The following is a 25,058-nucleotide window of genomic DNA, read 5'->3' on the forward strand; positions in this document are numbered from 1 at the left end:
TTGTGATAATAATAAAACTATATGTCAGTTAGGTTGTGTATCGCGTGAATAACTTTTTAAAAAAAAGTAATTTTGTTCTTTTGTTCTCTACGATTATGCTTGGAATTATAGTCGGAATTAGTTCGCTATTGCTGAGCCTTTTGCTAGATGGAGTTGAAAGATTATTTCTTAGCTTTCAGGAAAGTGCAGGAAATCCGGCATCATTAGAGATACTCCCAGTACATCGACTCTTATCTGTTTTTATTGGGGCAATAGTTGCGGCATTTATTTGGTGGATTATTAGAACAAGAGTCAAAAGGCCAGTGACTATCGCCAAAGGGCTAGCGGGTGAGAAAATGCCTCCTGTACAAACTGCAATACATGTAATGACTCAGATCTTCTATGTGGGAACAGGCGGCTCAGTTGGGCGAGAACTAGCACCGCGTGAAGCTGGGGCGATGCTCGCACAATGCTGGAATGGCCTATTGCATAGATTACGGCTTGACTTATCTGAAGATGACAGCAAATTATTAATTGCTGCTGCTGCTGGTGCAGGATTTGCCGGCATCTATAGTGCCCCTTTCACCGGAATGCTTTTTTGTGTGGAAATATTACTTAAAAAGGTAACGAAAAAAGCGATTGTAGTAAGTTTAATCATGTCCTCAATTGCAATGCTTATTGGTACAATTGTAAAAGGCTTCGGACCGTATTATTTAGTTGGTAACCAACAATTTTCACTGACTTTTTTAATATTTGTGCTCATTGTTGCACCTCTTTGTGGAATACTAGGTGCAATTTTCCGTAGGAGTTTCAAATGGGCTGGAAAGTTCCAGGCAAAAGGAAATTGTATTCTATGGCAATTACCACTACTGGGATTAGTAACGGGGATAGCTGCTATATCATTTCCACAGATTATGGGGAATGGGCGTGCACTAGCACAATTGTCTATTGATACCTTTAACCAGCAAATGATCTGGCTATTACTCGTTGGTGCCTTGGCAAAGGCGATTATTACAGTATTCACTATTCGAGCAGGTGCTTCTGGTGGAACGTTAACTCCTTCAATTGCAATTGGAGCAGTGATTGGAACTGTTTTAGGAATAATCTTTCATTCTTTTTTTATTGCTATTCCGATTTGGCAATGTTCATTATTAGGAGCATGTACGCTATTGGCGGCTTCACAACAAGCACCTCTGATGGCTTTGATGATGATCATTGAGATCAGTCATCTGAATTATTCTGCTTTTTTGCCTCTTGGAATTGGTGTTGCACTGGCAATAGCAGCTTCAAAATTGATTCCAGAATAATTGAATTAACAAATTGAGATGTCTTGGAAACTATATGATGGTTTATATGAAATAAACAGAGGGACTGGATCAAGAATTAACTTTTGATCCAGTCCCTTTTACTTATTTAGCGTATATAAAAACAGGAGGGCACTTTTCTTCACTATAAACATATACAGATATAAATAATAGCTTAACCCCACTGTATACGACTAGTAAATGACTATACCTTTATCAAATTATGATAAATACTCTTTAAAGGAAACACCTAGACGTGTTGCAATTGACTTAATTTCAGAAATTGTAACATCATCGATTTTGATTCCATTTTCTTTTGCATCAAGGTAACTAATTTGTTCTTTATCACCATGAACATAGATTGTGCGACCGGTAACAGCAGGCAATTCGCGGATTTCTTGCAGATAATCAGAAAAGCGGGCAATAATCGCTTCTTTATTGCCAAAAATGTCTGGGTCAATTGCAATGAAACTTTGACATGGGCCAACTTCAGGATTGCTGCCATCAATTTCAGATGAGATGTCGCCTTGTGAAAGAATCGAGGTGAATATTTCTACTATTATACCTAAACCAAATCCCTTATGACCACCTGTCAGTTCAGAAACTCCACCGAGTGGGGTTAAACCAACATTTGATTTTGGAACACGGAGTAAGTCTAAATCCTGATCATTGGTATGATCATATATGGGGTCGATCCCATCTTTGGCTACCCAAAATTCAGGGAAATCTTTTCCTAATTTACGATAGACTTCAATTTTACCTTGTGGAACAGTAGTAGTCGCAAAATCAAGTATAAAGTTATGCGGTTTAGCAGGCATTGCAAACCCAATTGGGTTAGTTCCTACAAATGGTTGGGTTGAATTGGTCGGCACCATTCCAGGACGAGAATTTGTTGAAGACATTCCGATTAATCCTTGTTCTGCAGCCATATTTGCATAGAAACCGGCTATTCCATAATGGCTTGATTTCTTTGTAGTGACAATGCCCACTCCATGTTCTTTGGCTTTTTTGATTGCAAGGTTCATGCTGTAGATCCCATTTAATTGACCAATTCCAAAATGAGCGTCAATGACAGCACTAACAGTAGTTTCCTTTACAATTTCAGGAGTACTATTGATTTTAATCTTACCGTTTTGAATGAATTTATCGTACATGGTCATGCGCTGAACTCCATGTGACTCAATTCCATGCATATCAGTATAAATCAATGTATGAGCAATTTTTTTGCTGTCAGCAGATGAAAAACCGTAAGCTTTGTAGATTTTAACGACGAGTTGAAGCATTTTTTCACTATCATATTTCTTAATCACATTAATCACCCTTCCATTTTTAGGAGAATTACAACGACATTTTAGCATAAAAAACATATATCTAAAGTAAGTATTGATGAAATTAATTGGGATTTTCTATGATTATCAAATGGAAATTCATGTAAAATTTAAAAAAAGTTTTATATAATTTATAGTTTAGATTAGCTTTAAATAATTAATGGACATGGATTTGACTATGAATGTGTTAATATGAGCAAATATATAATATTTCTCTTTTTAATATATTTATATTCCCAATATTAGGAGCTTATATTACACGATCTATTTGACAAATCATTCACAAATAGTATGATAATTAACTGTAAGAAGGGGGAAGAATTAATGTTAAATTTATCAAAACCAAAGATATCTTTTAAAACAATTGTTTGGAAGAGTATATGGTATGGTTTTATAGCTGGTATGATTTCAGGAATGGTCAAAATTGGATGGGAGAATATTTTGCCTCCCCGTACTTTGGCTAGAAATGCCACAAATCCACCACAGCACTTATTAGAACAATTCGGAATGTCTTCAAAAGCTGTTCATGCGTTTGTTTATTATTCTACGGATCAAAAAGTATATTTTGTTGCACTGATTATTCATTTTGCATTTTCAATTGTTTTTGCGGCATTATTCATTTTCTTGGCACAATATTGGAAGAAAACAACATTATGGCAGGGCGCTGCATATGGTATTGTGATTTGGATCGCATTCCATATAATTATTATGCCAGCAATGGGAACTGTGCCAGCACCTTGGAACCAACCATTCGATGAACATTTTTCAGAATTTTTCGGACATATTGTTTGGGCATGGTCGATTTATGCAGTTGCAGTTTGCCTAGCAAAAAATGAAAAGAAAAATAAATTGGAAAATTTATAATTTTTGGTAGACCGCTATTATTAAAACTTACGAGAGTTGCGACAAAAGTAGGGTGTTGCTGCTCTTTTTTTATAGATTTCTTCAGAAAAATTTTGGTTTAAATTTAGCAATGGTCTATTATTGATTTTGAATAAGTTTATTGATGATTCAAGAATAAGGTAGTAGACTTCAATTGTAAAAAGAATAAGTCTAAAAATTTGATTGCTGAATAAAGAATTGCTACGGCTTTATTCCTGAAAAACGAGACGCACTATTTTTATTTGTTATAAAGTATGTAGTCTTTGCAGCATTTTTAATAATAGACTAACAAAATATGTTGTATATGGAGGTATGAAATTGAGTGTACAAATTGATTCTTTATCTGCCGTAGGCTCCCAAATTGAGGGTTTACAAATTATTAATGCAAAAATGGTGACTGAAGGTCGTGGAACTGTTCGTGAACTTTACCGTCAGAGTAGTTATTCTGAAATTCTACCAAGCACTGTTTCTGCATGGAGCCAAGTGAATTTAACAAGAACTCAGCTTGGTGCGGTTCGCGGGCTTCATGGTGAGGCTATGTCAAAACTTGTCACTGTTGCTTATGGTTCTGCTTTGGGTGCGTATGTAGATACGAGACCAAATAGTAAGACAATAGGTGCGGTTGTGACAGTTCGTCTCACGCCAGGGATTCAAGTCTTTGTTCCTCAAGGGGTGTGCAATGGATTTCAAGCACTTGACGACAACACTGAATATCTATACTTTTTTGATAATGAATGGGCTCCAGGAATGGCAGGAGTAGCATTATCTCCCTTAGATCCAGGGTTGAATATTGACTGGCCAATTCATATTGATCCAAATAACCGTGAGCAGATATCTGAAAAAGACTCAAAGGCACCGAGTCTTAATGAGGTACTTGACCTTTTGTCTTCAAAGAAGCGTAAAGATTAAAACTGATTAAGCTAGAGAAAAACAAGTTAGAAAATTTATAATTTTTATAGCTATCCGCCATATGCGTGTTAAGAAAAGAGAGTATATTTTAATTAATAAAGAAGAGAATGAGCAGAATATAATTGCTGCTGAGCTCTTCTTTTTTAATTTGGAATAAATGCAAATTCTGTTAAGTGTTGTGACAATCTTTTTTTGGTATAATTATACTGATAGAAATTAGAACGTATAGATTCATATAATGAAACGAACGATTTATTGAAATTAATCGGAGGATAAGTATGACTAAAAAACCAATTATTGGTATTTCGGGAAGTATTATTAAAGACCAAGGGGGAATATTTCCAGGTTATCGACGCGCATATGTAAATAATGATTACATCAGAGCTGTGAATAACAATGGAGGAATTGCACTAATTTTACCAACAAGTCCTGCCGAAACGGCTAAGCAAATTATTGACGCAGTAGACGGCTTGATTCTTTCAGGAGGGCAAGACGTAAGTCCTTTTAATTATGGTGAAGAAATTCAGCAGAAATGTGGTGCAATTTTTCCAGAAAGGGATGAATTTGAGTTTGCATTACTTGAGGCGGCAGAAGAGAAAAAGATACCGGTATTAGGTATTTATAGAGGTGCGCAAATAATAAATGTTTACCGAGGAGGGTCACTGTATCAGGATATTTCATATCGTGATGAACATACGTTACGTCATTTTCAACTTCAAGGTCCATCTGTTCCAACGCATAAGATAAAGATTACAGGAAGTTCTTTGTTAAATAGAATTATACAAAAGGATAGCGTGATCGTTAATTCATTTCACCATCAGCTAGTTAAATCTGTGCCGGCAAGTTTACAGATTACGGGGACAACTTCTGATGGGGTAGTAGAAGCATTTGAAGATTCTAACTTTGAATTCTTTCTAGGTGTTCAATTTCATCCGGAAATGTTAATTGATAGCGTTGAGAGTGCAAATAAAGTATTTCAGAGAATGGTGGAAGCCGCGAAATAATTAGGGTAGATTATTGGGAAATATGAAATTTGGGGGAATTATCATGAAAAAAGAGAAGAAATCTATTTTATTATTGGTTTTATTATCTGCAGGCCTATTGACAGCATGTGGGAACCAAAAACAAGCATCAAGTTCCAGTAAAAAAATAAGTTCAGAGCAGACTTCCGCGGAGAAGAGTTCTAATTCTTCTCAAAAAAGTAGTAGTAAAAAGAGTTCTGCTGCTGTCGTTGAGTCCTCATCTTCTGCTAAAAATACAACTGGTTCGAGCACGTCTAACTCGACATCTGCATCCAGTGGCAGCAGTGTTGCTTCAACAAATCGGTTAAATACATTCAACCAGCAGCTGCGTAAAACTCTGGGCAATGTTATCTTGCCAACTGTCGATGGGTTAGGAACTGGGAGTGACAAATTAAATGTTCGTTATGAGGGAGATCAGGCTAATTATACAATTAGTTATAGCGTTGGCAGTGTTGCACGCCAATTTAATGATTCTGCAGTAACAAACGAAATACCATATGTACAGCTAAAAAAGACATCTTATGGTACTTCAAGTGAAGCAAGTGCACAAGTCGATTATGTGAGTCAAGATGATTTGAATGGTTTACCTACTATAGATTTAGGTCACAATATAACAGGTTACGAAGATGCTGGAGCAGGACAAAGATATCTTTCGTGGCATGAAGGAAAGTGGTTGATAACGGTCCATGCGGCCGCAGTTAATCAACAGGATCCTAAGCCTTTAGCTACGAATATTGTAAATATGCTGGAGTCTTATAGATTACCAGCACCTACGCAATATGGAGCAATCAGAGCGGATGTGGCTAATTCATATGGTAGCCGCAACCAAGTGATTACATGGCAGCAAAATAACGTAGTATATCAATTGAGTGCGCATGACATTACAACAGCTATCAAAATGGCAGCAAGTATGAAATAATTATTTTTTAAGACTAAGTCAGCAGAGTTTAATATCTTGAAAAAGTGATAAGTATTAGTCTTTTTCAAATTTTATCCATACTTATTTAATATTTGTGTGTTACTTTGGATTATAGTGCTATATAAAAAATCAATTCTTAATTTTACGTATTAAAAATATTAAATTAGTAATTGAGGGACTGAATAATATGGAAATATACGGAACTTATGGGAAATATCTTCCAGAAATAAAAGATGAAATTATGCATAAAATTGATGAACTTAATCACGAAATTGATGGACAAGGTGGAAGAAAGTTGTATGAGCATTTAATCGGGAGGGTCAAATGTGAAGACAGCATGATTGAAAAGTGCCAAAGAAAGGGTTTGGCGCTGACACCTAAGAGTGCACTTGGCAACTGCAAGGATGCAATTGGAATTAGAGTCGTATGTAATTTTATTGATGATATCTATAAATTGGTCGATCTTTTGAAAGCACAGGAATGGTGTAGAGTAATCAAAGAAAAGGATTATGTTTCAAAATCAAAGCCTAATGGTTACAGAAGCTATCATTTGATTATAAAGGTTAGTACCCCATACCCAGATATTTATGAGAAAAAACCTGGTGAATATTATGCCGAGATTCAGTTGAGAACGATTGCTATGGATTCTTGGGCAAGTTTGGAGCATGAATTAAAATATAAGCACAATATTAAGAACCCAGAGCAGATAGGCAATGAGCTGAAGCGCTGCGCAGATCAGTTGGCCTCATGTGATGTGCAAATGCAAACAATTAGGCAAGTAATTCATGAGTATGATTAGGGAGTGACATGATGCGAATATTACTGGCTGAAGATGAAAAAGAATTATCAAGAGTTTTAATAGCTGCTATGCAGAGTACAGGGTATGAAGTTGTGCCAGTGTATAATGGTTTAGAAGCTGTAAAAAAGGCTGAGGCAGAGGTTTATGATGCCATGCTTTTTGATGTTATGATGCCTGTAATGACTGGTATAGAAGCAGTACAAAAAATCCGTGCTGCCGGGAATCAAACATACATTATCATGCTGACTGCAATGGCAGAAGTTGATGACAAAGTTACAGGATTAGATGCGGGGGCTGATGATTATATAACAAAGCCGTTTTCTCTAAAAGAGTTACTTGCACGGCTGAGGTCCTTGGAACGGAGAAATGAAAATTACACTGAAGATACACTAGATTTTGGAGATATAACATTAATAACGACAGAGCAGAGATTGGAAAGTTATAACTCAATCAGCCTATCTGCAGAAGAAACAAAACTGTTAAATATACTCATTCTGAATTCTGAGAAAAAGTTAGATAACAAGACATTAATTGAACATACTTGGGGCAAAAATGAAAAAATCGATTCAGAGATGCTTTGGATTTATATTTCCTACTTAAGACAGAAACTGCAGTCTGTTAACGCACATGTAGGTATTTGTGGTAATAAAGGGGGACCTTACCAACTTATTAATAATAGTAAGGAGGATCCTAAATGATCCAAAAAATTCGCTATAGCTTTATCTATATGTCGACTGTCGCACTATTCATTGTATTAGTTACACTTACGGGCAGTATTGTGGGTGTGTCATATTATAGGGCAAAGCAGCAAATTAATAATGTACTCATAATACTTCTGCAAAATAATGGAAAAATAGATGCACAGATTAATACTCAAAATGTTAGAAAACGTTTTGGGCCAACATTCAATCAGGAAAGCCTATACCAATATCGCTATTTTAGTGTTTCATTCAACAGTGAAGGTAAACAAGTAGCTTTAGATAACTCTCATATTGTCAGTGTACCCAGAGAAACCATAGCTAGCCTAGGTTATCAAGTGTTTAAGAGTAAGCAGAAGTCTGGTACTGTTCGATCTGAGGTATCAAGCTACGCTTATAAAACTCAAAAAAAGAATGGGAGAACAACAATTGTTTTCCTTGATCAATCTGTAATTATGGAAAGCACCAATAATATTATGAAGATTGGCCTGATTTTAGGAATAACAAGTCTAATTCTGTTTACTTTGATGTTGATCGCTGTGTCCAAACGAGCAATTAGGCCAATTGTATTAGCAGATAAGCGACAACGGGAATTTGTTACAAATGCTGGACATGAGTTAAAAACACCATTGTCAATAATCAAGGCCAATAATGAGCTGCAGGAAATGACAACGGGGCAAACAGAATGGACCATAAGTAATGAACAACAGGTTGATCGTTTGACAAAGCTGATAAATAATTTGATCTCATTAGCTCGTTTAGAAGAACAGCAGCGACTAAACTTATCGGTGATTGAGGCTTCAGAGATACTTGAACATGCAACAAATAGTTTTAAGTCTGTTGTTTCGCAAGAAAATAAAAAGCTGAAAATTACTATTTCTCCTAGTCTTAGGATAAATGCAGAAGAAAATAGTTTCCTTGAGCTTTGCAATATTTTACTGGATAATGCCAATAAGTATTGCGATGACGGGGGGACAGTAAGTGTGGCATGGGTCCCTGACAAAAAGCTTAAGAAAGTAACCTTAATGGTAGGTAATACTTATGCTAAAGGCAAGAGTATCAATTATAGCAAATTTTTTGAGCGATTCTATCGAAATGATAAGTCACGAAACAGCGCGAAAAAAGGATTTGGGATAGGTCTTTCAATGGCAGCGAATATAGTTGATGCTTTTAATGGAAAAATAGGAGTAAGTTATCAGAAAGAAACTATTTTCTTCAGAGCTACATTTAAGCTTGTAAGATAGCCTCTTTTGAGCTACTCACTCTTACTGATTTCCTTTTTTATGCGGTACACAGTACCATGACTAATTCCGTATTTGGTGACAAGTTCTGCTACGGAGTGTCCATTACTGAGATCTTTTTTTATCGCAAAATAAATTTTTCTTTTCTGAGGGTTTGGTGAATTAGCACCATATAGAACGGGGCGTCTATAAAGGACGTCCCGTTTTTTTGCTAGTGCAATTCCCTCTCTCTGGCGCTCCTTAATTTTTTCACGTTCACTTTGAGCTTGAAATTTGAACACGGTCACTAAAATATCGGTTAACATATTTCTTAAATTTATGTCTGGAACATTTGAAAAGTCAGGTAAGTCTAGACTCTGCAGTGACGCGCTCTTTTTTTTAATATACTGAATAATTTCTGTTAAATCATCAGCATTTCTTCCAAGACGATCTAGACTTGTAACATAAACAATATCATTTTTTTTAATACACTTTAATAAATTTAAAAGTTCAGAGCGGTTATTAATATTCTTTCCAGATTCTTTTTCCGAAAAAATTTTCTCTACTGGAATTTTTTTAAGCTGTTCAATTTGTCGCGCTAAGTTCTGATCTTTTGTAGATACTCGTACATAACCAAATTTCATATAATAACATCCCAAATAAATAATTATGAATATATTCGTATTTTTCTGATATTCATATTCTACTATGGGTAGACCCTAATTAACATGACTTTACTATAGAATAGGACTTTATGAATGTCAAACAAGCTTTAAAATTAAAAATATAGTGTGCATATTCAATGAATTTAAATGCGATTTCTCAAATAAGTGGTAAAAAATGATTATTTTTTTGTTACAAATCGATATGCATTTATAAGAATTATTGAGAAAGTAGGCCCAAAATAATTTCAATTTTGGGTCTACCCTAATAAAAAATAGATTCAATGGTTATATTTTTCTATCAAAAGATGTCTAAATAATTTATAAAAAAGAATATCTTACTTTGGAAAGTTTGGTACAAGGAGGTATTACTCCAGTGAACATTAAAAACAATGAATGTAGCAAAAGTTTGCTAAATAATTTATTTTTTTGCTTGCAGCCAATTATTAGAAATGGTGATGATAGCAATATAAATGAATATGAGTTACTCCTAAGAAGGAAAAAAGATCAAAAGTTTCCTGAAGTTGAATTTGAGTATCTGAGTCAAAACAACAACAGGAATGAATTGTTAATGGCGTGGAGCTACAGAGAAATTCAAAAGTTCTTGGAACTAAATACGCAGTGTCTACTATGGATAAATATTAATCCTCAACAGCTTTCCTTTAATTCGACATATTTATTTTTGAAAAGCCTAAAAAAGTTCAGAAAAAATATCAAGATAGAAATAACAGAGCAGATTCCTGATAAAGGGGTGGATAAAAGTACAAGTCTAAGTTGTATACGCAAGATAAGGGAAATGGAATATGAAGTTGCAATTGATGACATCGGAATGGGCCTTAATACGCTTTCATTTGTGTTAGAAAATATTACGCAAATTAGCAGGTTAAAGTTATCACTAGTTTCTCTTAGGCTGTTAAACCAAGAAGAGCTGATACTATTAATTAAATTCTGGAAGTTAGTTGCGAATGAAGCTAAGCTAGAACTTGTGGTTGAGGGAATTGATTCTGAGGAATTAAGAGTACTGGTTTCAAACATTGGTATTACAATGCAGCAAGGTTTTTTATGGGAAAACGAATTTAAATATCTTTACTAAAAAAGACTTTTTAAGTTTGAAGAATATCTTCAGAATTAAAAAGTCTTTTTATTTAAAAATCATTGTTACAGTATAAGGGGGAAGAATTAACTTTGATTATTAGGGTGAGTCTTCCAAAATATCACTGACATAACAATCAAGAAGAGTGCTCCAACCATTACTGAAATCCTAGTTTCTGGATTGAAAAACATAAATAACAAAGTTAGAAATAATGCAAAAAGAGCAAAATAACTACTAAATGGATATAAGGGTAACTTGAAAGGATGATTTGCTAATTCATTCTTTTTTAGTTTGCGGAATTTTAACTGGCTAAATAGGATTACAAACCATGGCACCATTCCTGGTAGAACACTTGAACTATAGACTAAGACAAAAATATTAGAACTACTTTTAACAAAATAAGGTAAAACTTCATTTAGTATTAAGCCAAGTAAAATTCCAAGAGAAATTGTCAAAACCGGCAAGACCGGTACACCTTTTGATGATAATTTTGTAAACTTTGCATTGATTTCTTTTTTTAAACCAAGTGTATAAATCATACGGCTTGAACTAAATATTCCAGAATTGCAACCTGACATTGCAGCTGTTACAAGTACGAAGTTGATGATTGCAGCAGCGGCGGAAATCCCCACACGCGAGAACGTTTCAACGAATGGAGAGCCAACTTTAGCCAACTGATTCCAAGGATAGATTGTGACAATGACGAAAATCGAACCAATATAAAATAACAGAATACGAGCAACAATAGATTTAATTGATTTAATAACAGTAACCTGTGGGTCCTTCGCCTCGCCAGCAGTGATTCCAATAACTTCGATTCCCTGATATGAGGCAATTACAATTGAAAGAGCAAAAATAAAGCCCTTAAAACCACCTGTAAAAAATCCACCATGTGACCACAAATTAGAAAAACCAATTGGGTGCCAGTTATTTCCTAAGCCCAAAAGAATTACGAGTGCTCCTAAGATTAACATGAAAATAATGGTTAAAACCTTAATTAACGCAAACCAGAATTCAAGTTCACCATATGCTTTAACTGAGACCAGATTTGCTATGCAAAGTGTAATAATAACGATTGTTCCCGAAATCCAGTCGGGAAGATTCGGCCACCAATAATTTAAATACTGGCCAACAGCGATTACCTCGCTAATACCAACCACTAGATATTGAAAAATGTTACTCCAGGCAGTGAGATAACCAGCAAGCGGATGAATATATTCTGAGGCATACTTTGCAAAAGATCCTGTTGAAGGATCAACATAAAGCATCTCGCCCAGTGCGCGCATTACTATATACAATACTAGTCCTGCTAAACCATAGGCCAATAAAACGGATGGGCCAGTCCATTTGATTGTAGCGGCAGAACCCATAAAGAGCCCAACCCCGATTGTGCCGCCTAAAGCAATCATCTGCATTTGACGTGAAGATAAAGCACGATTTAATTCTTTATTGTTTCTTTTCACTATTACACTCCTCTGACAGAAAAAAAGACTGCGACAAAATGATTTTTTGTCACAGCTTTTCTGCTAATTTATGCGATAAACGCATTTTTTCATTAACTAATTCTTTGTGACTAACAAAAAACTGACCATACTGACATAATTGCGGAACCAACAAGTTACAAAAAAAATTAAATTTTGATATCTTTTAAAAAAATTAAGAATGCATAATTCTCATAATAAATTAATAAATCAATTTTAACCTATTTGCTTTAAAAATACAATGCTGTAAAAAACTTTGCTTTTTTAATTATTCACTGCATAGAGCACTCTTTTTGTAATATAGAGTGAATGACATTGAATTTTTATACTACTTGACAAGCAGACCAAAAATGTTACTTTTGAATAGTAATTTAATAAGATTAATTAAAATTTATGGAGAATTAAGATGACAGACAAAAGGCAACTTACATTAATGAGTGTGATGCTCATGATATTTACTTCTACATTTTCGTTCGATAATACCTCAATTGCGTACTACACTATGGGGGATGCCGGAATCATATGGTATGTTCTGGCTGCCCTTTTCTTTTTTGTTCCTTCAACGCTGATGTTTTCAGAATTTGGCGTTGCAATGCGTGATGAACCAGGTGGAGTCTTTTCATGGTTAGAAAAGTCTTTAGGGTTGAAATGGGCATTCATTGGTGGTTTTATATGGATTGCATCTTGGATAATCTTGACTGTTTCAACAGTTTCTAAAATCTGGATAATGTTGTCTACAACGATTAGCGGTTCGGATAAAACTGGACAATGGCATATTTTGGGCCTGAATTCAACTGAAACAATTGGTTTTATCAGCATATTATTCATCATAGTTGTTACAGCAATTTCTGTGAGGGGACTAGATAAAGTTTCTAGTTTGGCAGCAATTGGTGGAGTAGCAGCAGTTATTTTGGCATTATTTTTTATAGGAGCAAGTCTTTTTTTTCTTGTTCTGAATGGTTTCAAACTGGCAGAACCAATTAATTTTCCAAAGAGTTTCATTGAATCACCCCGACCAAGTTATCAATCAACTAGCCAAATGATTTCTTTTCTAATTTATGCTGTCTACGCATATGCGGGGATTGAAGCATTAGGCGGTATTTCGGATAAAATGAAAAATTCAAGAAAAAATTTTCCAATTGCTTTAGGCATTAGCGCATTACTGATTACAGCAGCTTATGCAGTTATTATCTTTTTATGGAGTGCTTCTGCAAATTGGCACGAAGTATTCCAAAGGAATGGCGTGAATTTAGGTAATACAACATATATTTTGATGAGTAACTTAGGATATAGTATTGGTAATACTCTTAGGTTATCATCCGGCCAATCTGAATCATTGAGTTTCTTCTTTGCTCGCTTTGGATCCTTCACAATGCTATTGAGTTATCTGGGTTCCTTTTTTGTAATTGTCTATATGCCGATAAAGTCATTTATCTTAGGAACCCCTAAAAAATTATGGCCAAAATCATTGCCAGCGCTTAATCGCTTTGGAATGCCAAGCAATGCTATGTGGTGGCAAGCACTGATTGTTTGCATACTGATTGCATTGACTTCATTTGGCAATAATTCTGCAAAAGCCTTTTATGAGATTCTAACATTGATGGATAATGTTTCATCTACCTTGCCATATTTGTTCTTAGTAAGTGCTTTTATTTTCTTTAAGCACAATCAAAAAATTGTGAAACCCTATGAGATTTTTAAGGTGAAATGGAAGTATGTGACTATTGTTATTGCAGTTAACTTTGTCCTTTTAATAGGGGTTGTTTCGACAATGATTGATGCAATTTCAACTAAAAATTATTTGAACCTCTTTTTGGAATTAGTTGGACCAGTCTTATTTGGGGTTATTGGTTATTGGCTTTATGTACTGTACGAAAGACGCATAAAAAGATTGGGAAAATAATTTAATTTTTGGGTTGACATATAGATTATGAAGTATTAGAATTCCATTAAGCTATTAGAACGATATGAATAATCTTGTGAGAAGAAGAGTAGCTGATTATAATTTTTTACAGAAAGTCTGTCATTGCTGAGAGCGGATATTAATTAGGTTAGTGAAGATGAGCTTTGAGATAGAGATATTTGGTAGATTGCTGAATATCCGGTAGGAACCGTTAGCTTCCCAGGCATAGTATCTATTATGTGCTGATGAGACACTTTTTTAAGTGTGAACAAGGGTGGTATAGCGCTAATTCGCCCCTTACCTGTTTCTATGAGACGGGTAGGGGGCTTTTTTGTTGTTTTAATAGTCTGAGCTGTTGTCAAGTACTGGTTTTAAGTCAATGAAAGGTGGATTTTAATTATGGTTAATTCAACAGTTACAAAATTACATTATGATATTGTGGGTAGTTTTTTGAGACCCGATGAGTTAAAGAAGGCCCGTGAGGATTTTCATAATAAGAAGATTACTGCAGAAGAATTACAAAAAGTTGAGAATGATTTGATTAGCAAATTAGTCGAGAAAGAAAAAGAAAGTGGTTTGAAAATTGTAACAGATGGTGAATTCAGAAGAAGTTATTGGCACCTAGATACATTTTGGGGGTTTGAGGGAATCGAACACGTTAAGCCTAGTCATGGATATCTATTCCATGATGAAGAAACCAGAGCCGATTCTGCAAGGGTCGTTGGGAAAATAAAATTTAAGGAAGATCATCCGGATTTATTAGCTTACAAGTTTCTAGCAAAATTAGTTGAAAACGATAGTGAAATAACTGCACGACAAAGTATTCCAGCACCTGCTCAATTTTATTCAGAACTTGTTAGGGATGAAGCAAATACTGAAGCCTTAAGGAAAGTTTATCAGGATGATGATGAGTTGATTGCTGACATTGGTAAAGCATACCATGAATTGATTCTTGCATTATATGAGGCAGGTTGCCGAGATATTAAGTTAGACGATTGTACATGGGGAATGGTCGTCGATAACAATTATTGGGCTACTCGTGCAAGCGAAGGACTAGATCGGCAAGAAATCCAAAAGGTATATCTCGCAGCTAATAATGCAGCATTGGCAGATCTTCCAGATGACTTAAGAATCAGTACACATGTCTGTCGTGGAAATTATCATTCGACATGGGCTGCTTCAGGTGGATATGCACCAGTAGCAGATTATCTTTTTGCAAAAGAAAATGTTTCTGCATTTTACCTTGAATTCGATGATAACCGTTCGGGGGACTTTGCACCATTAGCCAAGGTCCCAGAAGGAAAAGATGTCGTCTTGGGATTAGTAACAAGCAAACACCCAGAGCTTGAATCACCAGAATCTCTGATTGCTAGAGTGAATGAGGCTACACAGTATGTTCCACTAGAACACTTGCAACTGAGTACACAATGTGGATTTGCCTCAACTGAAGAGGGAAATAAATTATCACCAGATCAACAATGGGCAAAAATTAAATTGGTAATTGACACGGCAAAACAGATTTGGAAATAATACATTGAAAATGAAGCCGATTGTTATTCAATGACGAAATTTAGTATATTTTGATTTTTCAAAACAAACATGAATTGAAATAGGAGGAACCCACCATGACAAGAGAACAATTGCATTTTGAAACGTTGCAGGTACATGCTGGACAAAAGGTTGATGAAACTGGAGCTCGTGCCGTTCCAATATATCAAACAACATCTTATGTATTTAAAGATGCGGCGCAAGCAGCTGCACGCTTTGCTCTTCAAGATCCTGGGAATATCTATAGTCGTTTGACCAATCCGACAACAGCAGTTGTTGATGAACGTATTGCAGAATTGGAACATGGAACTGGTGGAGTGACACTGGCAACAGGTGCAGCTGCGATTACGGCAGCAATTACCAATATTGCTGGTCAAGGTGATGAGATTATTTCAGCAAGTACGATTTATGGTGGAACTTATAATTTATTTAATGTAACTCTGCCCAAGCTGGGAATTAAAACACATTTCGTAGATTCAGACGACCCGAATAATTTTGCTGAAGAAATAAATGAGCACACAAAAGCAATTTATGTTGAAACAATCGGTAACCCGGATATTAATCTGATTGACCTTGAAGCAATTGCAAAGATTGCCCATGACCATGGAATTTTGGTTATTTCTGATAACACGTTTGCTTCACCATACTTGTATCGACCACTCGATCATGGAGCAGATATCGTAGTTGAGTCCGCAACTAAGTTCATTGGCGGACATGGAACTGCAATGGGCGGAACAATTGTAGAAAATGACAAATTCGATTATCAAAAGAGTGGAAGATATCCAGAATTTACGACACCAGATCCTCAGTATAATGGATTAATTTTTGCTGATTTAGCTGGCGGAGCATTTACGACAAAGGTTCGCGCTGAAGGGTTACGTGATACCGGAGCTGCCATAAGTCCATTTAATTCTTTCTTACTACTTCAAGGATTAGAAACATTGTCACTAAGAGTAGAACGTCATGTTGAAAATACAAGAAAAGTTATTGAATTTTTGCAAGCACATCCGAAAGTATCTTGGATTAAGTATCCTGAATTAGCAGATAATAAGTATAAAGAATTAGCTAAGAGAGATTTTCCAAATGGAGTGGGTTCCATCTTTACTTTAGGATTAACAGGCGGAGAAAAGGCAGGGAAAGAATTAATTGAGAACCTTGAAATCTTTTCATTGCTGGCTAATGTAGGAGATGCAAAGTCACTAATCATCCATCCAGCATCGACAACGCATGCACAGTTGAACGAAGATGAATTATTACAGGCTGGAATCACACCAGATTTGATTAGAATTTCAATTGGAATTGAAAATGCCGAAGACTTAATTGCGGACCTTAAACAAGCATTAGACAAGATTGAATAGTACTCAAGAGAGTGAAAGGCGGAAAAGGTGGATGATCAATTAACAAGGAAACGGGCAATCATCGAGACGATGCCTACTGTTCTTGGATATGTTGGAATTGGAATAACTGTTGGAATCGTCGGCAGAGCCTCGGGGTTGACAGTATTAGAAGTCTTATTAATGTCAATGATTACGTATGGCGGGTCTGTTCAATTTGTTATAATTAGTATGATTATTAAACATAGTGAGTTACTGCCAATTATTTTGGCAACCTTCCTAGTAAATGCAAGAATGATCCTGATCAGTATGTCAGTTGCACCCTATTTAGAGAAAGAGTCAGTCTTTAAAAATATATTATTGGGTTCGCTGTTGACTGATGAAACATATGTATTGAGTATGAATAAAATTAATTATACAAAAAAAAGATTGAATTTCGAATGGCTTAATATAAGTAATCTGATAGCATATTTTACGTGGGCAATTGCATCACTTACTGGAGCTTTGATAGGCGATTATGTAGGAACACCACAGAAATTCGGTTTGGACTTTGCGTTAGTTGCGATGTTCATTGGTCTACTGTATCTGCAAATCATCAGTGAACGAGAAATCAAGATGATGTTGCAATTATTGGTTGTTTTATTCACATTACTTGCAATATATATCGGATTGATTTTTATTCCTGCAAATATACTAATTTTGTTAGTAACAATTTTAGGATGTTTCTTTGGAGTGATAATGAAAAATGTATTCTTTTAATTATGTGTTTACGATTATTATATCTTCTGGGTTTGTAGTCTGGCTGTCTAAAGTTTTTCCTCTGGTGATTTTGAAGAAATATAAATTGAATGAAAAAACAGTGAGTTTTTTGAGTTTTGTCCCAATCACAATAATGTCTGCTCTCTGGTTTGAAAGTTTATTTGTTCAGCATCTAGGACAGTTGCCAAGTTTAAATATTGAGAACTTAGTGGCGTCAGTTCCAACGATCCTAAGTGCAATATTAACTAGAAGCCTTTTGGTAATTGTAGTTGTTGGAATTATCTCCTTAGCTTTTATCAGGGTGATTGGAATATAGATTTTGAAACAACAAATAACGAAAAAAAGAACCGCGATAATTATTTGATGAACTCTTGAATTAGATCAAAATCTGATTTTCGAGAATCATTACATTTTATCGCAGTTCTTTTTATTTTATTTTGATTATTCGACTGGTACAGTAAATTGACTATTGTATAAGTCTGCATAAAACCCATTTTGTTGCATTAATGAGTCATGATTTCCGGTTTCAACAATGGAGCCATGATTCATTACCAGTATATTATCTGCATCACGAATTGTAGAAAGACGGTGGGCAACTACGAAGCTAGTACGATTGTTAAGTAAGCGTCCCATTGCTTTTTGAATAAGAATTTCGGTTCTAGTATCAACCGAACTGGTCGCTTCGTCTAAAATTAAGATATCTGGATTTGCTAAGAAAGCACGTGCAATTGTTAGGAGCTGGCGCTGGCCTTGTGATATATTCGAAGCTTCTTCATTCAAAATTGTTTGGTAGCCACCAGGTAATTGTCGAATGAATGTATCAGCATGGGCGGCTTTAGCGGCTTGATAGACTTCTTTTTCTGAAGCATTTTCACGCCCGTATTTGATATTATCATAAATCGAACCGGTGAAGAGCCAGGTGTCTTGCAAAACCATTGCAAAATGTGAACGGACTTGTTCACGCGTTAGATTTCTAGTATCACGGCCATCAAGTTTAAGTGAGCCGCCTTTAATATCATAAAAGCGTTCAAGCAAATTGATCAAAGTAGTTTTACCGGCACCTGTCGGACCTACAATAGCAACCTTCTCACCGGATTTAACTGTAAGATTCATATCCTTAATTAGAATTTCGCTGTTATTGTAGCCAAAAGTGACATGCTCAAATTTAATTTTTGCGATATTTTGTGATTCATCTGCTATAGCAACACTGGTATCTTGCATTTCTTCTTCATCTAATACCTGAAAAATACGCTCAGCGGACGCAACCGTGGCCTGAATAGTGTTAGCCAAATTGGCAAGTTGTGTAATTGGTTGAGTAAATTGGTTGACGTATTGTAAGAAGGCCTGAATATTTCCAAGTGTGATTTGACCGTTTGCTACTTTTAAACCACCAACAACGGCAACAAAGACATAGCCAATGTTAGAAACAAAGTTCATGAGCGGCATAATAAGACCGGAGATAAATTGAGCCTTCCAAGAAGAACGATAGTAGGTATTGTTTTGCTCTTTAAATTTCTTGATACTTGACTCTTCTTTGTTGAAAGTTTTAACAACGGTATGCCCAGAAAAGCTTTCTTCGATTTGATCATTAAGCAGTCCTAAGCTCTTTTGCTGTGCTGCAAAATACTTCTGGGAACGTGGAGCTACCAGTGAAATAACAAGTACACCTAGCGGAACCGTAATACAAGCAATTAAAGTCATTTCCCAACTGATTGAAAGCATCATGAACAAGACACCAACAAAAGTTACTGCACTCGTGACAATCTGTGCGAGGCTTTGTTGAAGTGTTCCGGCAATATTATCCATATCGTTAATTGCACGAGACATGATATCACCATTTGAATGAGTATCGTAATATACGATTGGAAGCCGCTGCAGTTTTGACTTAAGGTCTTGACGAAGTCGGAAAACGATTTTTTGTGAGACATTAGCCATGATTAATTGCTGGAAGAAAGATAGAGAAGCTGAAAGAGCATACATGACACTGACAGTCAGTAAAATATTTTTAATTTTTGTAAAATCGATTGGAAACGAGTTGAGCTGTTGCCCAGCTTTCATTTCTTTGTATCCTTTTAGGAAACCATTATAAATAGTAGTGGTTGCTTCGCCTAAAATTTTGGGTGAAAGGATTTGGAATATTACAGAACCGATAGCGAATGCAACAACGATGAATAAGAACCATTTCCATGGTGCCATGTATTTACACAAACGCCATGTTGTTTGCCAAAAATTTTTTGGCTTTTCTGTTACTTTACCAATATTGCCTGCTGGCCCGTGATTAGCCATTAGATATCCTCTCCTTTCAATTGTGACTTAATAATTTCTTGATAGGTTGAGTTACTCTTTTTTAGTTCTGTGTGCGTTCCTTGACCAACATTTTGTCCCTCGTCAAGGACAATGATTTGATTAGCCGTCGTAACGGTTGCAATTCTCTGAGCGACTATGATAACGATGCTTTGACTAATTTTAGTATCGTTAGATAAAGCCTTACGCAATTTTGCATCTGTTTTAAAATCAAGCGCAGAGAATGAATCATCAAAGATATAGACGGATGCTGGTTTAATAATTGCACGAGCAATTGCGAGTCGTTGCCGCTGGCCACCTGAAAAATTGGCTCCGTTATGCTCCACAATGGAGTCTAGGCCATTATCCAGAGTGTTAACAAATTCAGTTGCTTGGGCAATTTCGAGTGCATGCCACATTTCATCCTCCGTTGCATCTGGTTTTCCAACTTGCAAATTACTGCGAATTGTACCTTCAAATAGGAAGGCCTTTTGTTGAACAAATGCAATCTTTTCATGAAGCTTACTTTGTGACAGTGTGGAAATATCTGTTCCATTAAGATTGATTTGACCTGATTCAATGTCATATAATCTCGGAATCAGATTTATCAAAGTTGATTTACCTGCACCAGTTCCGCCAATGATTGCGAGTGTTTCACCTGAATGTAGGTTGAAGCTGATTGAATCAAGTGCTCGACGTTCGGCATGAGCATAGCGAAAGGCAACATTTTTAAATTCGAGTGATAGTTCAGAATTATTCAAGAGAGCAGGATTTGTATCTTCCTTAATTGAATATTCTGTATCTAGGACCTCTTGAATACGAACCGCTGCTGCCTGAGCCCTTGGAATAAATACAAAAACCATTGAGAGCATCATGAAACTAAATAGAATCATTGCAGCATAAGTCATAAATGATACTAAGTTTCCTATTTCCATTGAACGGTTGGAAACTAAGTTAGCTCCAATCCAGATAATTCCGATATTTGTTCCATTCAGAATCAATGTCATAATTGGAAACATTAAGGATACTAGGCTGAATGCTTTGATTGCAGTATCTGTATATGATTTATTTGCATCTTCAAAACGATTTTGTTCAAAACTATCCTGTCGGAAGGCCCTGACAACACGAACCCCAGTTAAGCCTTCACGAAAAACAAGGTTAATGCGGTCAATCTTTTTTTGTAAACTGCTGAATAATGGACCGGCAAATGACATAACAATTCCAATTGCAATTGCTAATAGTGGAAGTGATACAAGAAATACGATTGTAAGTTTCTTTTCACTTAAATAGGCCATTATAATACCGCCAATTAACATTGCGGGTGCCTGAAGCATCATCCGCAAAATCATAACTGTTACATTTTGGATTTGTAATACGTCGTTTGTTGTTCTTGTTGTGAGCGAAGAGGCACCAAATTTATCAACTTCGTGATTTCCAAAATTAAGAACTTTTTCAAATAATGCATTCCGTAATTTAGTACCAAGTCTTTGAGCTTGAGTAGACGCAAAGAAAACATTGCCAGCTGAAGCTAAAATTCCAATTAGTGCAATTCCTAACATTTTTGCACCAGTCTTCCAAATATATGTTGTGTTACCGGTTGCTACCCCTTTATTGATCATATCAGAAGTAAGCGTTGGTAAATTGAGGTTACATAAAACCTGGATGATCATGAATAATGCAGCGGCTAAGACAGGCCATTTTTCTAAACGGTTGCGAACTAATTTGTACATAATCGACCTCCATAACATCTGAATTAATTTATTTTTGCAGCTCCGTATTTAAGCCAAGAAAGCATTGTAAGGCATCTCTCTTGGATCGCAGTGACAGAAAGTGGTTTTTCACCTTTTTGTTGATAGTGAAAGTAATTTCTAATAGAACTAAAGAAGATATTCAACATCAGATTGACCAAATCGCGAAATTCTTCAAATGATTCAATTTTTAAAAGCGATAAATCAGTTTGTTCATATAGTTTCTGAACCAATTGATGCATATTCCCATGTCCCAATGACCTCTGGAGACGGAAATCGTGTGCTTCAATCATTGTTTGATAAAATTCAGAATAACTTCCTTCTATCACATCCATAATACTTACTGTGAAAAACTGTTTGGATGCTTCGAATAAATCACCAGCGTTCTTCTGCAAAATAGATAGGTAAAGTTCATTTCGTTCTTTTTGAATTCGTCCAACAAAATAGAGATAACAATCTAATTTATTATCGAAATATTGGTAGAAGCTACCTCTAGGAATGCCAGCAGCTTCGACAATTTCACTGATTGCTGAATCATCGAAACTTTTTCTCGAAAATTCATGACTGATTGCAGCGAAGAGTCTCGCTTTTTTGGGGAGAGCAAGATTGAAAAAAGTATCTTTGGGCATTATAACTTCCTCCTTTTTATGACGACTTGTCATGTGACAATGTGTCATTATAGTTTATTAAAAAAGAAAAAACAAGAGCAATTCAAAAATAATAAGAAAGATTAAAGATAGGCAGATAATTTATATTATTTTTAAAAAATCTAATGTAATAAATATTGTGCACTAATAAACTTTCTCATCTATATAAATTTTTTTTGATTAGTTATTGAATATTTCCGTGAGTGTGCTAGAATTAGTTCAACTTAATTGATATTGATTCTCAATTAAAGAATAGGGGGAATACTTAATGAAAAAGAAGTTTGTTTTTGTGTTAATGATTGCGTTTGCATTTTTTACACTGGCCTTTAAAACCGCGAATGCGAATGCAGATAGCGTAAAAGTCTTGCCATCAGGTACATATACATTGAATGTTGGATATTATAAAGACGAGGCTACAACCACTGCTTCATCAATGGATAATATGTGGGGTACATCTGTACAACTTGTTGTTGATTCAAGCAATGAGGCAAAATTAATTTTTTCTCAAGTATCGGGCATGTCAATAATGACTGGTGCTAATTTCGATGGGCACTCGCTAGTTGAAAAAAGTGAAGGAAATACCGGTACGTGGACTGCTAGCTTAACGTCTCAAGAGGCTTTAGATTTAGTTAATGGTGATGTGTATTTAGCAGATGTAAGTTATAGTTCTGGTGGATATAATGGAAATCCTAGTTTTTATGTAAAAATTAATAGTGGTGTACCTGATGCAGTTATTAAGACAATTTCTGATGCAGATTCATCAAGTTCCAGTTCAGCAAGTTCATCATCGAGTTCGGCAAGTTCAAGTGGCGCATCAAGCTCTAATGCAACTTCAACGAGTTCCAGTTCAGCAAGTTCAAGTAGCGCACCAAGTTCTAATGCAACTTCAACAAGTTCAAGTAGCAGTGCAGCAAGTTCAAGCAGTGTATCAAGCTCTAATGCAAGTTCAATAAGTTCAAGTGCCGCTTCAACAAATTCTGTTGAAACAGCAACAGTTGAATATCATCAGGTTGATGGTAACGGTAATGATCTAAATGTTTTGTCCATGATTCAAGAGGATGGTATCTGGGATACAACAATTAAGATCCAAAAGAATGCTGATGGAACAGCAACTGTTACAATTACACAAGGTAAAATGATGGATTACATGACAACGGTTAAATTTGATGGTGTAGAAATGACCAAAAACGTCGCTTCAGCAGATGCAACAAGTGGAACATGGACTGCTGTTTTGAGCAAAGAAAAAGCTGCTGATTTAACAGCAGGTAACAAAATTTTGCTTGATATGACATATACAGTTCCTAATATGTTTACTCATAATGTTCAAGCATTGGCAGTCATTAAAAGTATCACTGGAGGAACAAGTGTGGAAACTGATAATGATGGTAAAGCTGCAACAACTGGGGGAAATGGAGATATTGAAGATGTAGTTGCACCAGCTAAGGCAGTTTCTACAGATCCAAGTGATAGTTCATCAAGTACAGATGGTTCTGTAAATTTAAGTGCTGATAGTTCTGTGAAATCAAGTGGAACAACTCTTCCACAAACAGGTGAGTCTAATTATTCCTATGCTTCAATCTTAGGTGTCTTGGCACTTATTACTGCGGTTGGATTAGGAGGAACACTTTTAAGTATTAGGAGATTTAGTAAATGAGAATTAAATATTTATTATTAGTTGCAGGGACTTTCTTATTGGTTTTCTTTATGAAAACGATAGAAGTTTCTGCTTCTTCGTATCAAGTTAACTATACAATTGAAAAATATGGGACATCGCAGACATCTATTGCGGATGCGTATTTTGTGAAGCCAGCAACTGTTTCTGTTGGGCAAGGACAATATAATGTTAGTATTACGATCAAAACAAGCCATGATCTAGGTTCATTTCCTGTACAAATTTTGAATATTAATGGTCAGGGACCACAGGTCAGCAAAAGCACCTCTGGAAACGAAGATTATTACACTTTTTCCTTTACTACAAAGTCTGTAAAGCAGTCGATGTCAGGTAATATGAAAGTTGATATTGATAGCATGGATTACCATCACACGTATGGTTTTACCTTGCTAATGAATGGTGGCAGTGTTCCTGAACTTACTAGTAGTTCATCTTCGGTCAGCCAGCAAAGTACTGCACAAAGTACTGCACAAACTATTGCAGCAAGTTCGAAGCAAAACAACAGTTCAATATCCAGCAGCAGTGCAGCTAATAAAACTGCATCTTCAAACAGCACTAGTTCAACTGCCGCAACGACTTCTTCTAGTTCTGTCTCAATAGAATCTTCTGCCACTTCAAACATATCCAGTCAGAGTACAAGTAAGACAGCTAGTAAAAAGGAAAATAGCAGTAAAAAAACTAAGGATAAAGAAGATAAAACAAAAAAGAATAAGAACAAGAAAAAAGAAAACAAGAATAAAAGCAAAAATAGTAATAAGAGTGTGCTCGGATTTTCAATAACGGCAATTTTAATTGGTGGCTGTGTTGGAGCGTGGGGGTTGATTCGCCATTATAAGATCTAAAAAAGTAATAAAAATAATTTCAGGTA

At 35.7% G+C, this 25,058-nt stretch carries 22 protein-coding genes; 16 read left to right on the forward strand and 6 right to left on the reverse strand.

Going from position 1 to position 25,058, the window contains the following annotated elements; genetic code table 11:
• Positions 1–44: 44 nt before the first annotated feature.
• The gene (locus IV36_RS06175) at positions 45–1,286 is read left to right on the forward strand and encodes a chloride channel protein (RefSeq protein ID WP_056991334.1); all 1,242 of its coding nucleotides are present in this window, start codon (positions 45–47) and stop codon (positions 1,284–1,286) included.
• Positions 1,287–1,504: 218 nt separating this feature from the next.
• Here the strand turns inward: IV36_RS06175 and IV36_RS06180 are convergent, their stop codons facing one another.
• On the reverse strand, positions 1,505–2,593 hold the full coding sequence (locus IV36_RS06180; RefSeq protein WP_056991335.1) for an Ldh family oxidoreductase: 1,089 nt from the start codon (positions 2,591–2,593) through the stop codon (positions 1,505–1,507).
• A gap of 342 nt (positions 2,594–2,935) precedes the next feature.
• Here IV36_RS06180 and IV36_RS06185 point away from each other — a divergent pair, with 342 nt between their 5' ends.
• The 7 genes from IV36_RS06185 (at position 2,936) to IV36_RS06215 (ending at position 9,084) form a co-directional block, all read left to right on the forward strand.
• On the forward strand, positions 2,936–3,475 hold the full coding sequence (locus IV36_RS06185) for a YagU family protein (protein WP_056991336.1): 540 nt from the start codon (positions 2,936–2,938) through the stop codon (positions 3,473–3,475).
• Between the two features lie 330 nt (positions 3,476–3,805).
• The gene (locus IV36_RS06190) at positions 3,806–4,402 is read left to right on the forward strand and encodes a dTDP-4-dehydrorhamnose 3,5-epimerase family protein (protein ID WP_056991337.1); all 597 of its coding nucleotides are present in this window, start codon (positions 3,806–3,808) and stop codon (positions 4,400–4,402) included.
• Between the two features lie 278 nt (positions 4,403–4,680).
• Positions 4,681–5,406 (forward strand): gamma-glutamyl-gamma-aminobutyrate hydrolase family protein, encoded by a 726-nt coding sequence (locus IV36_RS06195; protein WP_056991338.1) that lies wholly within the window; start codon positions 4,681–4,683, stop codon positions 5,404–5,406.
• Positions 5,407–5,449: 43 nt separating this feature from the next.
• Positions 5,450–6,343 (forward strand): hypothetical protein, encoded by an 894-nt coding sequence (locus tag IV36_RS06200; RefSeq protein WP_056991339.1) that lies wholly within the window; start codon positions 5,450–5,452, stop codon positions 6,341–6,343.
• A gap of 187 nt (positions 6,344–6,530) precedes the next feature.
• A complete protein-coding gene (locus IV36_RS06205) occupies positions 6,531–7,142 on the forward strand; it encodes a GTP pyrophosphokinase (RefSeq protein ID WP_056991340.1) in 612 nt (203 codons plus the stop codon).
• Positions 7,143–7,153: 11 nt separating this feature from the next.
• Positions 7,154–7,840 carry a response regulator transcription factor gene (locus tag IV36_RS06210; protein ID WP_056991341.1) on the forward strand — a complete coding sequence of 229 codons (687 nt, stop codon included), beginning with the start codon at positions 7,154–7,156 and terminating at the stop codon, positions 7,838–7,840.
• On the forward strand, positions 7,837–9,084 hold the full coding sequence (locus IV36_RS06215) for a sensor histidine kinase (protein ID WP_056991342.1): 1,248 nt from the start codon (positions 7,837–7,839) through the stop codon (positions 9,082–9,084). Before IV36_RS06210 ends, IV36_RS06215 begins: the two co-directional genes overlap by 4 nt.
• 11 nt (positions 9,085–9,095) lie before the next feature.
• Here the strand turns inward: IV36_RS06215 and IV36_RS06220 are convergent, their stop codons facing one another.
• On the reverse strand, positions 9,096–9,704 hold the full coding sequence (locus IV36_RS06220; RefSeq protein ID WP_056991343.1) for a recombinase family protein: 609 nt from the start codon (positions 9,702–9,704) through the stop codon (positions 9,096–9,098).
• Between the two features lie 394 nt (positions 9,705–10,098).
• On the opposite strand from IV36_RS06220, the gene IV36_RS06225 reads away from it, so the two are divergent.
• A complete protein-coding gene (locus tag IV36_RS06225) occupies positions 10,099–10,815 on the forward strand; it encodes an EAL domain-containing protein (protein WP_056991344.1) in 717 nt (238 codons plus the stop codon).
• 86 nt (positions 10,816–10,901) lie between these two features.
• On the opposite strand, the gene IV36_RS06230 is transcribed toward IV36_RS06225, so the two are convergent.
• The gene (locus IV36_RS06230; protein ID WP_187328435.1) at positions 10,902–12,230 is read right to left on the reverse strand and encodes an amino acid permease; all 1,329 of its coding nucleotides are present in this window, start codon (positions 12,228–12,230) and stop codon (positions 10,902–10,904) included.
• Positions 12,231–12,702: 472 nt separating this feature from the next.
• On the opposite strand from IV36_RS06230, the gene yjeM reads away from it, so the two are divergent.
• From yjeM to IV36_RS06255, 5 genes are all read left to right on the forward strand, one after another.
• Entirely contained in the window at positions 12,703–14,199 is a 1,497-nt protein-coding gene (gene yjeM / locus IV36_RS06235) for a glutamate/gamma-aminobutyrate family transporter YjeM (RefSeq protein WP_056991346.1), read from the forward strand.
• 399 nt (positions 14,200–14,598) lie between these two features.
• Complete coding sequence (locus tag IV36_RS06240; RefSeq protein WP_056991347.1) at positions 14,599–15,729, forward strand: 5-methyltetrahydropteroyltriglutamate--homocysteine S-methyltransferase; 1,131 nt, start codon at positions 14,599–14,601, stop codon at positions 15,727–15,729.
• A 95-nt stretch (positions 15,730–15,824) separates the two neighbouring features.
• Positions 15,825–17,105 carry an O-acetylhomoserine aminocarboxypropyltransferase/cysteine synthase family protein gene (locus tag IV36_RS06245; RefSeq protein WP_056991348.1) on the forward strand — a complete coding sequence of 427 codons (1,281 nt, stop codon included), beginning with the start codon at positions 15,825–15,827 and terminating at the stop codon, positions 17,103–17,105.
• A 27-nt stretch (positions 17,106–17,132) separates the two neighbouring features.
• The gene (locus tag IV36_RS06250; RefSeq protein WP_056991349.1) at positions 17,133–17,840 is read left to right on the forward strand and encodes an AzlC family ABC transporter permease; all 708 of its coding nucleotides are present in this window, start codon (positions 17,133–17,135) and stop codon (positions 17,838–17,840) included.
• Positions 17,827–18,156, forward strand: a complete 330-nt coding sequence (locus IV36_RS06255) for an AzlD domain-containing protein (RefSeq protein ID WP_056991350.1) — start codon at positions 17,827–17,829, stop codon at positions 18,154–18,156. The genes IV36_RS06250 and IV36_RS06255 overlap by 14 nt, the downstream gene beginning before the upstream one ends.
• 125 nt (positions 18,157–18,281) lie before the next feature.
• Here IV36_RS06255 and IV36_RS06260 read toward each other — a convergent pair whose 3' ends face one another.
• The 3 genes from IV36_RS06260 to IV36_RS06270 are packed head-to-tail and all read right to left on the reverse strand — an operon-like array spanning position 18,282 to position 22,500.
• Complete coding sequence (locus IV36_RS06260) at positions 18,282–20,126, reverse strand: ABC transporter ATP-binding protein (protein WP_056991351.1); 1,845 nt, start codon at positions 20,124–20,126, stop codon at positions 18,282–18,284.
• Positions 20,126–21,853: an ABC transporter ATP-binding protein gene (locus IV36_RS06265; protein WP_056991352.1), complete on the reverse strand. Its 1,728-nt coding sequence runs from the start codon at positions 21,851–21,853 to the stop codon at positions 20,126–20,128. The genes IV36_RS06260 and IV36_RS06265 overlap by 1 nt, the downstream gene beginning before the upstream one ends.
• 23 nt (positions 21,854–21,876) lie before the next feature.
• Entirely contained in the window at positions 21,877–22,500 is a 624-nt protein-coding gene (locus IV36_RS06270) for a TetR/AcrR family transcriptional regulator (protein ID WP_056991353.1), read from the reverse strand.
• Positions 22,501–22,786: 286 nt separating this feature from the next.
• Between IV36_RS06270 and IV36_RS06275 the strand changes: the two genes are divergently transcribed.
• Positions 22,787–24,172, forward strand: a complete 1,386-nt coding sequence (locus IV36_RS06275; RefSeq protein WP_056991354.1) for an LPXTG cell wall anchor domain-containing protein — start codon at positions 22,787–22,789, stop codon at positions 24,170–24,172.
• Complete coding sequence (locus IV36_RS06280) at positions 24,169–25,032, forward strand: NEAT domain-containing protein (RefSeq protein WP_056991355.1); 864 nt, start codon at positions 24,169–24,171, stop codon at positions 25,030–25,032. The genes IV36_RS06275 and IV36_RS06280 overlap by 4 nt, the downstream gene beginning before the upstream one ends.
• The last annotated feature ends 26 nt before the right edge of the window (positions 25,033–25,058 follow it).

Source organism: Liquorilactobacillus mali, from assembly GCF_001437155.1.
GTDB lineage: Bacteria > Bacillota > Bacilli > Lactobacillales > Lactobacillaceae > Liquorilactobacillus > Liquorilactobacillus mali_A.